Origin of the sequence: Paenibacillus sp. PL91, from assembly GCF_012935325.2 — a bacterium.
Classification (GTDB): Bacteria; Bacillota; Bacilli; order Paenibacillales; family Paenibacillaceae; genus Pristimantibacillus.
Window position 1 is genome coordinate 1 of sequence record NZ_JABBYG020000045.1, and the last position, 7,592, is coordinate 7,592.

The following is a 7,592-nucleotide window of genomic DNA, read 5'->3' on the forward strand; positions in this document are numbered from 1 at the left end:
ATGGGAGGTGCGACAGACATTTGCTAATAAGAGCGCGTATGAATTTTGGAAGCAGGTAATTACACAATACAAAGAAAACAATTTTTATGATGAGCAGCTTATACAAGATGAAAAGTGGAATGGTCCTGTCTTTGTGTTTGATTCAATATAAAGCTGAACTAACGGGAGACGATAGTTGAATAACACACATAGATGAGCAGGCGCTGAGGTGTCCTGCTCATTTTATTTTTGCTTTGAAGATAAGGTTATGGAAAATAAGTGGTAAAATGATGTCTAATAGGAGGGGGAGAATTGATGGACAAAATATTAGTTTTGTTATGTGCACTAGTACTTACTTCTTGTTCAAGTATGCCTCTACAAAAAGTAGAAGAAGTCGATATAACCAGTGTAATAGACATACCTGATGATGACGTAGTAATAATTTTGAAGGCAGCCAAGAATAATTTACTTCCAGGATTTGCTGGTGTTTATAAGAGTGCTGACCAACTTTTTATTGGATTGGTCGAGGGTAGTGAAGAAACCCGTCAAATGATATTGAATATGACAATGAAAGATGACAAAATTCAATTTTTTTCAGCTCAGTTCACGAAAGATGAACTACAACTCCAGATGGAACGTCTTAACGAAGAACTGCCTAATTTACAAAAGAAAGGGTTGGTGTTTAACGATTTTGGTATTTCCACTAAGGATAACAGACTGGTAGTTAATGTGCCGCGAGATGATTTGACGAATTACGAATTAATCACCGAGGTAATTGAAAAGAAATACATCCTTTTTAGGGTTACTGAAGAATGGAGGGAATTTTAAGCAAGACCAACAGTAGTATTCCGATAATAAATTTTAAGCATTGCAACCTGAAGATTACTCGGTTCACACCAAGAAAGTAAATTGATACTAATGATTTCGCATGGCAACTAAGACATTACAGGTAATGAAACGGCAGCTTTAAGCTAACGGGGAACGATAGTTCAATAAAAACACGGAAGCAGCCGACCACAATGATCGGCTGCTTCATTACGCTAACGGGCAGGATAGCTCAATAAAAGCCCATGTTGCGATGGGCACCTTTTGTTAAGCTTACCAGTGGCATTCGGCTGGGAAAATATCAGGGTACTTCTTTTACTTTCTTTTGGACAAACATCTATCTCGTGTTTTTTGGCGAGTATTTTACATGGATCATATGTTCAAGAGTGCTTTTAACCTCAGGCCAGTCGTTATCAGTAATGCTATAAAAAACATTGTCATGAAATCTACCTTGAGTATCCCGCCTATGCTTCCTAAATATGCCTTCTCTAGTTGCCCCAATCCGTTCTATCGCTCGCTGTGACCTTATGTTATAGCCGCTGATGGAAAATTGCACCCGGACTAGCGCTAATTGTTCGAAGCAATAATTTAACAGTAAAAACTTGCATTCCGTATTTACACCTGTACGCCAGTAAGCAGGTGTAAGCCATGTCCAGCCGATTTCCGCATTTTGATTGATCATATCAATATCTCCGATTCTTGTGGTTCCAATAATCTTTTCCGACGTGAGTTCGACGATGACAAAAGGGAGTTGAGTGCCATGAAGCTGGTTTTGTATAGCTTGTTCGATTAAATGCTTAATATCATCGTAAGTTGCATTTTTTCTCCAAGTAAATTCCCATATACTTGGATTCATCAGTGTTTCAAGTAAATCTTCTTTATGTTTAGATTCTAGGGGTAAGAGTTTTATTGTCTTGCCTATTAAAGTAACATTTTGATTCATGTCATTTATACCTCCGATTCCGTTGTGATGCATTATCTTATTACGTGGTGGGATTAGTATATATTTATTGGTATCGGCGTTGAATGCATTAATCGTTGAATTATTGTACTTTCATGTATCACAAATTCCCTACAGGTGTTCTATTAAGTTCAACTAACGGGCAGGTTAGTTCCAATATGTGGTATTATTGAGGGGCTAAAATAAGCAGGAGCACCCGGACATACCCATTCCCCTAAGATAATGGCTATCTAAGGGGAATGGACATCGCGAATAAAAGAACGTTATGAGAAATTTATGTAAAACTTGGAGGAGATGGAATGGGCACAAAGTTTGCCAATCTTCATATCAAAACTAATAATCAAGAGGTACTCGTTGATGCGTTACAAAGACTGAGTAACAAAGCTGGATCAATACTTACAACAGCAAATAATACTGGTGTAGATATCATAGACCAATATGTATATCGATCGAACAAACAGATTCGAAGAACTACTTCATCGGTATCTTTCTATATTAACCAAGGAATGAATTGGAGTAGTGTCCTGAATGATCAATTTTCATGGGGAAAAGTCGAGAAAATTGGTGAAATACTTTCTAATTTTGTGTCAGAACCTGTTATGACAATTGGATTCTTTGATGAAGATATATTTGAATTTACTTTATTTCAAGAAGGAGACATTAGAACAAAGAAGTACTTTTGTGAAGAATGGGCAAAAGAAGAATATGGCTTAGAGTCAGAAGTAATTGATCATGAATATTTAGAGAAAGTTCTTGAGTTAGCTCATGAAGACTTAATAAAATTATTAGAAATTAGCAATCCTGAACAAGCCATTGATGAACTATCAAGAATGATACAAATACATCTTTGGGTGGATTCAGAATGGATTAGTGAAGATAAAGAGATTGAAGAAAGATATACAAGGCTAGATATAGAGATAATGTAAGTATTACAAGAGGACATGAACTTCCGATAACACCGTATTCACGCTTCGGGCCAATCGACACTCGGTCCACCCGAGGCATTTCGAAGATTTTTGACACGATCTTCATTACGCTAACGGGACACGATAGTTTGATTATAACCATCAACTACCTTCAAAATTATGGTGAAATTCCCCGAGTCCTCCTTAACAAAATTTTATTGATGAAGAAGAAAGACCAAAGCCTCAGCTATTTAAAATTACAGATGTAAAGATGCATTGGCTTGATTAATCGAGGTATCAGAGCACAAAAAGTGAGGTTATTTTTAATGAGGGGAAATTTCTCGTTTAAAACAAATATTGAATCAGAAATCTTTTGTCTTTTTATTGCTCAGCAAATGGTCAAAGAATATAATATTACGGAGGATGAAGCGATAAATAGAATTAGTGACTTTTGGATTGGACGCGATAAGACAAATGAAGATGACATTATTTTTCATGAACCGGCTGAGTTTTGGGCAGGAACAATTTATTTCGAAGACGAGTTCTGGTGGGAAAAAGATATAAAAAGTCTTATTCCGAGGAAGTACTCTCAAAAAAGTGTTGAAGATAATTAATCAGTTTTCACTATAACCATAAAAAAGTAATATTAATTCTACGAACCATTTCTCTAAGTTCGGCCGTTCAAGCTTCTGGCATTCGGTCATTAAGCTAGCAAACGATAATTGAATATCACATATGATGAGCAGGCGCTACGAATGCCTGCTCTTTTTATTAAGCTAACGGACTGGTTAGTTCAAAAGAGGAGGGCTGGAAAATGGATGAAGTAATGAAAGAAATTATTTCTCCAAGTGGGATTTACAAGGTCCAGATAATTAAACGGTCTAAGGATGGTTTATTTACATCGAAAACTTTCATGTGGTTTGACCATGATAAAGAAATAAGCGAAGTTTTGGGAGAGGACGGGTATTGGGGAGCTCTGTACTCAACAACCTCTATATCAGATTCAGTAGATCGCTGTATGACTATAGCTGTTGAACAACTTTTTGTCGCTTCAGGTGAGAAAATCTCTTGTAACTATTGAACTAACGGGAGACGATAGCTGAATAAAGACACTAGGGCAGCCGGTCAGCACGATCGGCTGCCTTTTCCACGATTCTGGGCAGTTTAACATAACAAATCCTCGAAATTCACGTGTTCGTTAATATACCAGGGAAAACGCTCTAAGCCTAACATACCCACATAACTGCTGAACAACGAAAGTTGGAATGTTCTATCTGCGCTGATCGGCCTGCTGCGAGATACGATGCAACCAATGTAAATAGCATTAGGGCTTTATGTTTCAGTGTTAATAGCCAAACGTTTGCGAACCATGGATGGGAGCGTGGACATATAGAAAAAGCTAACTCCTACGGCGCAAACAGCCAGCCCGTAATGCAGCCACGTTACGGAGATCCAGGCCGGGAAAGCGAGGGCGATGCTTCCCAAAGCCAACGAGTGACCCAACATCATGATCGGCTCGATCAATGCATTGACACGTCCGATGTTCTGCGGAGGGACAAGCTCCGGCATCCAGCTCCCAAGCGCGATATTAATGGGAGCGATGGCAATTCCAGCTATCAATATAAGAGCAAAGTAGACTTCTACCCGTCCGGCAGTACCTAGTCCTCCGATGAGCGCACTGGATATGAACAAACCGGCGATGAGGGTGTTCGTCCTAGTGAACCGTCGGATTAAATAGGGGCTAAGGAGGCTGCCCAGAAGAACGCCGATGCCTAAAAAGACGGTTATTAGTGAAGAATGGACGACGTACTGATCGGGGCTAAGCTTGTATTTCATGGCGAAAATAGGGAGCACGGCGAAGACGCCGTTTACAATGCCGAAGAAGAGAAAACCGCTAATCAGCACGATAAGTAGTCGATTTCCCGCGATATAACGAATGCCTTGCCGAAAATCTTTCAGGATTTCAGAAAACCGCAGTTCTCGAAAACGGTTTTGTCCATTCGGGTTACGGGCATGTTCGGGGAAGTTTCCCCAGGAAAGCAACAGACCGGATAACAGGAAACTAAGTCCGTCAACGATAATCGCGCCTTCGATACCGATAAAACGATAGGCTGCGGCTCCCAAGCTCATGCCAAAAAGCATAAACATCCCCATGACCATCTGATTCAGACCGGAAGCTTGAGCGTACTGTTCTTGATCGATGCTGCTTTGCAATAATCCCATCTCGGCGGGGCCGAAAAATTTAGATATCGAACTACGCAAAAACAACACCAAGAAACAGAGGAAAAGTAGATCGTAGATAACAAATAATAACAACAGCAAGGTTAGTCCTGCGCGTATCCAATCGCTATAAGCGGCAATACGCTGGCGGTCGAACCGGTCCGCCACAACCCCAACGATCCAAAACACAGCCAGAGTGGGCAGCGAATACATCAGCTCGGCCGTAGTGGCCAACGAAGGCCGGTCGCTATAACTGTCAACGAAATAGAAAGCCATTGCCATGTTTCCTACCACATTGCCAAGCTGGGATGTAATGGACGCGAAGAACAGCTTGCAGAACGTGGGATTGCGGAAGAGCTCCTTCATTCGATCTCCTCCCGTCGAGACGGCTTGTAATCAGATACGGGACGAAGCAGAGTCTTCAAATATTCAAACAGTGCTTCAAACTGCATACGGGCGTTCGCTTTTTCGATACCGATCGTGATTGAATGGGTCATTATGCCTTCCTGATAGGAAGCGGCAAGTCTAGCAATGTCTACGATGTCCATGATCGGAGAGAATTCTCCGCGCTCGACGCCGATTTGCAGCAACTCCGAAAATCGGGCGATCCCGTTTTCATAGCGCTTTAAAAGCAGCTCTCGACGTGACTTTTCCCGCCAGCCGATCAGGAAGTATTCGTAGAACGCGGGTATCAATCCGCCGTTTGGGGAGCGGCAAAGTTCCTGTAATTGTTGAATATAGAGCACAGCGACGACTTCCCAGATCGAGGATTTTGATTCTATCAGTTCTGCAAGGTGACGTTCATGTTCCGCGTCCTGATTATCCAACAAAGCCTCGAAAATCTCATCCTTGGTTTGAAAGTACAAATAAATCCACCCACGGCTCATGTCGGTTTCCTCGATAATATCCTTTAACGTTGCCGCTCCGTAGCCCTTTGCGGCAAAAACCTTTTTTGCCGCATTAAGAATCTGTAACCTTCTCTCTTCCTTTTTGCTGTCAGTTAATTTGGGGGACAATTCGACACTTCCTTTCGTTGTCACAAAATAAACCACGTGTCATTTTTATTATAAATGACACTCTGTTCATTTTGCAACATCAGAACCTTAAAATAACTTGGTTTTTATTTTCAAACAGGCTTTAATTGATTCTGAATTGGAAATCATAAAAGAGCTAATGGAAAAGGAAGGATTAAAATAAAAAATACTCTTGCTGGTTTAAAAAAACTTCAACTGATTCAAGGAAGAACGATTGAGGAGCTTGAAAAAACACAGATTATCGAAAGCTACGCTAACGGGGAACGTTAGTTCAATGAAACAGCGACAGTCTAGGACTTTATTTTCTCGTCCTTGGCTGTCGCTGTTTCAATTTCTGAGGTCAGTCTAAAACTTATTTTATGAAGTCTGACGTTATTACAATCGAGAATCCGCGTGGAATAAAGACACCCAGTCTAATACTTTACTTTCTACCGACAGTTATTCCAAGCAGCATTCATAGTAGGTTGTTTTCGCGTCCGATTACTTACAATTTTTAAAAATTTTAAATAAATATATTAGAAATTTAGTCTTTTCTCTCACAATGGGTTTGAATTCGACCCTATTCTATTGCTGGCACAACAAGGGCAGAAGCTGTTACCGTACACCAGGTACACATTTATTCCCCGAACGCACTTGGACAGTTCATATGTTACGACTTCTGATAGCTGCGGCGGAAGGCGCCGGGTGTAAGTCGTTCCAGCTTTTTGAAGATTGCTCCATAATAGCTGGCAGATTCGAAGCCGACTTGATGAGCAATATCCTGCATCCCGCGCTGCACACGATCGAGCAGCAATTCCTTGCTCTTGTTGATCCTCACCTGATTGACATAGCTGATGGGACGAATGCCTGTCGTCTTCTTGAACAAATGGCAGAAGTATTCCGGAGTGACGGACATGAGTCCGGCGAGCGTCTGCAAAGTAATCTCTTCGGCGTAATGCTGGTCAATATAGTCTAGGACCGGCTTTAACCGCTCATACTGCTGCCCGACGGTATCGCTGCCCTCGACAGAGACGCGCTGAATAATCTCCGTCAATAAGGTATAGAGGATGGCGGAGCAGGCGTAATTGCTTAACGTTTGCTCTTGCGGCGTAAGGGCAGCTTGTAGCAGCTCCCGCATTCGGGATAGAAGGTATTCGGGCGATGCAAGCGTGAATACGCATGTGTCTACAATGCCGACTGTTTCAAACAAGCTCGCTGACCCGCTGCCATCGAAGATGATCCAGTCGACTTCCCAGCTCCTCGATAGAGCATAGTATTCGTGCTTCTGGCCGGGGAACAGCAGCATGCCCATGCCTTGCTTGACGATATGCTCCTTTTCACTTAGCTTGAGCTTGCCCTCGCCACTGCGGCATTGAATCCATTGATAATCCTGAATGCCTAGGTCTCGGCGGATATGCTCCTGTTCATGATGCAGACCAATGCCAAGCAAATAAAAAGGGAGGAGCTTGTCTCGGGCCGATAGTACCGGGAAAGCGCGATTGGGATGTGGCATGCGACCAACTCTCCTGTTAACTTAATATTATTATATCGTATTAATTATTTAAGATATTCACTCCAATTAATATAGCATATAATCGCAATATATTGATGAATAAAGGAGATCACAGGATGACGATTAAGATCGGAATTGATTATTATCCAGAGCAATGGACTCCCGAGCTATGGGAG

Annotated in this window: 8 protein-coding genes; 4 read left to right on the forward strand and 4 right to left on the reverse strand. The window is 41.6% G+C overall.

The genetic code is table 11. The annotated features are described in order from the left end of the window. Positions 1-294 precede the first annotated feature (294 nt). Positions 295-807 (forward strand): hypothetical protein, encoded by a 513-nt coding sequence (locus HI950_RS34990; RefSeq protein ID WP_169091651.1) that lies wholly within the window; start codon positions 295-297, stop codon positions 805-807. A 334-nt stretch (positions 808-1,141) separates the two neighbouring features. On the opposite strand, the gene HI950_RS34995 is transcribed toward HI950_RS34990, so the two are convergent. Further along, on the reverse strand, positions 1,142-1,747 hold the full coding sequence (locus tag HI950_RS34995) for a GNAT family N-acetyltransferase (protein ID WP_169091649.1): 606 nt from the start codon (positions 1,745-1,747) through the stop codon (positions 1,142-1,144). 317 nt (positions 1,748-2,064) lie between these two features. On the opposite strand from HI950_RS34995, the gene HI950_RS35000 reads away from it, so the two are divergent. The 3 genes from HI950_RS35000 to HI950_RS35010 all read left to right on the forward strand — a co-directional run bounded on the left by HI950_RS35000 (position 2,065) and on the right by HI950_RS35010 (position 3,751). Further along, positions 2,065-2,691 carry a hypothetical protein gene (locus HI950_RS35000; RefSeq protein ID WP_169091647.1) on the forward strand — a complete coding sequence of 209 codons (627 nt, stop codon included), beginning with the start codon at positions 2,065-2,067 and terminating at the stop codon, positions 2,689-2,691. Positions 2,692-2,951: 260 nt separating this feature from the next. After that, positions 2,952-3,284, forward strand: coding sequence for a hypothetical protein (locus HI950_RS35005; protein WP_169091645.1), 333 nt, complete (start codon positions 2,952-2,954; stop codon positions 3,282-3,284). Between the two features lie 200 nt (positions 3,285-3,484). Continuing rightward, positions 3,485-3,751 (forward strand): hypothetical protein, encoded by a 267-nt coding sequence (locus HI950_RS35010; RefSeq protein WP_169091643.1) that lies wholly within the window; start codon positions 3,485-3,487, stop codon positions 3,749-3,751. A 251-nt stretch (positions 3,752-4,002) separates the two neighbouring features. On the opposite strand, the gene HI950_RS35015 is transcribed toward HI950_RS35010, so the two are convergent. The 3 genes from HI950_RS35015 to HI950_RS35025 all read right to left on the reverse strand — a co-directional run bounded on the left by HI950_RS35015 (position 4,003) and on the right by HI950_RS35025 (position 7,416). Further along, a complete protein-coding gene (locus HI950_RS35015) occupies positions 4,003-5,256 on the reverse strand; it encodes an MFS transporter (RefSeq protein ID WP_169091641.1) in 1,254 nt (417 codons plus the stop codon). Further along, positions 5,253-5,930, reverse strand: coding sequence for a TetR/AcrR family transcriptional regulator (locus tag HI950_RS35020; protein ID WP_169091639.1), 678 nt, complete (start codon positions 5,928-5,930; stop codon positions 5,253-5,255). Before HI950_RS35020 ends, HI950_RS35015 begins: the two co-directional genes overlap by 4 nt. Before the next feature lie 643 nt (positions 5,931-6,573). After that, entirely contained in the window at positions 6,574-7,416 is an 843-nt protein-coding gene (locus HI950_RS35025; protein ID WP_169091637.1) for an AraC family transcriptional regulator, read from the reverse strand. Between the last annotated feature and the right edge of the window lie 176 nt (positions 7,417-7,592).